Source organism: Paenibacillus dendritiformis, assembly GCF_015845845.1.
GTDB lineage: Bacteria > Bacillota > Bacilli > Paenibacillales > Paenibacillaceae > Paenibacillus_B > Paenibacillus_B dendritiformis_C.
This window is the reverse complement of sequence record NZ_LDIG01000279.1, coordinates 1-1,684: the sequence shown is the minus strand read 5'-3', so window position 1 is coordinate 1,684 and position 1,684 is coordinate 1. Positions and strand designations below refer to the sequence as shown.

The 1,684-nt window shown below is 51.9% G+C and carries 2 protein-coding genes; both read right to left on the bottom strand.

The window, feature by feature from the left end; all coding sequences use genetic code 11:
- Positions 1 to 1,048 (bottom strand): pentapeptide repeat-containing protein (locus ABD76_RS27630; protein WP_197260099.1); only part of this gene is annotated, 1,048 nt, incomplete at its 3' end.
- Between the two features lie 82 nt (positions 1,049 to 1,130).
- The coding region (locus tag ABD76_RS27625; protein WP_242069848.1) for a phage baseplate assembly protein V at positions 1,131 to 1,684 on the bottom strand (554 nt) is incomplete at its 5' end.

The following is a 1,684-nucleotide window of genomic DNA, read 5'->3' as shown; positions in this document are numbered from 1 at the left end:
AAGTCGCTCGATGCAGTAACGCGTTTTGAAATACGGCTCCGCGCAGCTGTGCATCTTTAAAACGGGCCTCCTGCAAGCTCGCCCCTGTGAAATCCACGCCAACAAAACCCAGTGGCTCCCAATCTAAAGAAGCGCCTGGTCCGTATCCGGCGTTACCCATAACAGCATCGAATATCGCCCCTTTCATCGAGCATCCGCTAAAATCGGCTCCATAAAGCAAGCTGTAGGTCAAGTCGATTCCATTCAACTGGCTTTCCTGCCATACCGTTCCTACTAAAACACAGCCATGCAAGCGACTGCGCTCCATCTCAATCTGCCGAAAAGCCGTATAGCGAAAATCCAGCAGGCTGTAATCTCCATCTGACAGTTGAACTTGGGTCAACGCTTGATAGCTGTACGCATATTCTTCTTTTTCCTCCAGCCATGACCGAATCTCACTTGCCTCCATGGCTCTGCGATCCTCGCGATACACCGATACGCTGTGATCCATGTATTCTCCCACACGAATCTCGAACATCTCTTCCCGCTCCAGCTCTTGAAACTCCGGCAAGCACACGGCCTGTTTCATCGCTAGGCGCATCATATTTACAATAAGTGCATGAACATGTTCTGCCGCCTCCAGCATGGCATGCTCCCATTCAAGCTCTGATAGGGACACATACTGCTTCTCTGCCTCCCTTCGCAATTGCTGCTGCAAATCGGCCCAATAGGCATAGGACCAGCCTGTATCCCATTCAAATCGGATCGGCTCAGGATCAAGCATCCATAGAGCATCCGAAGCCTCTACAAGATAAGCAGGTCGCTCCTCCAGCCATGTGGTACGCAGCATGGAGTATGTGATATAACCGATCTTTCCTTTTCTTCCTTGAATCTGCTCGTGCCGAATATCCCGGCAATACCCCCGAAAATCTTCGACACAGGCCTTTATCCGTTGCTCTTGTACCGCCTTGAACTTCCATGCCCAATCTCTACGGATCAGAAACCACGCCTGCTTCAAGACGGCCTGGGCTTGCTGCTGTGGATTTAGCTCATCTAAAGGCTCCTCCATTTGTGCATTCCTCCACGACCTGAAGTTCTTCCCAGGTTCTATCATCCTGCTTCCGCTATCCTGATGCCGCACCATAAACAGCCTAGTTCGACTTGACTTCACTGCCCTTTATATCCGCTGACCCGCTCAATTGAATATGGCTGCCTTTACACTCCATACGCAGCTCGCTGCCTGCGGACAAACTCATCTTTTTCCCGGCGGACAAGCTCAGGTTGCCGCCCGCCGATATATTCACCTGCTTATTGCTCACAATATGAATGCCTTCGCTATCGTCCAGCTTGATAAAAATAGCGCCATCCTTCCCCGACACAACCAGTTCATCCGGTCCCAGACGAATTTCTTTTCCATGAGGCGTTCGCCAGATTTTCATCTGCGGATTGGAAAACTTGTTGTGTCCGCGCTCTCTGCCCGCCCGTCGAACCGCACTTCCCGCAACCCCATCCTCTTCACGGCTGCCTGGAAAATACAAATAAACCGGATCCCCTATTTCCGGCATCACGTACCAGCCTGTATGTCCCCCGCCGCTATACACCGCTGAATAAGGAAACCAATGCGCCTGATCGACCTCCTGCTTCTCGTCGCAATCCAGATGGATACGCACCTGATCCTGACGCACGTCCACGACCACCCCGCCTA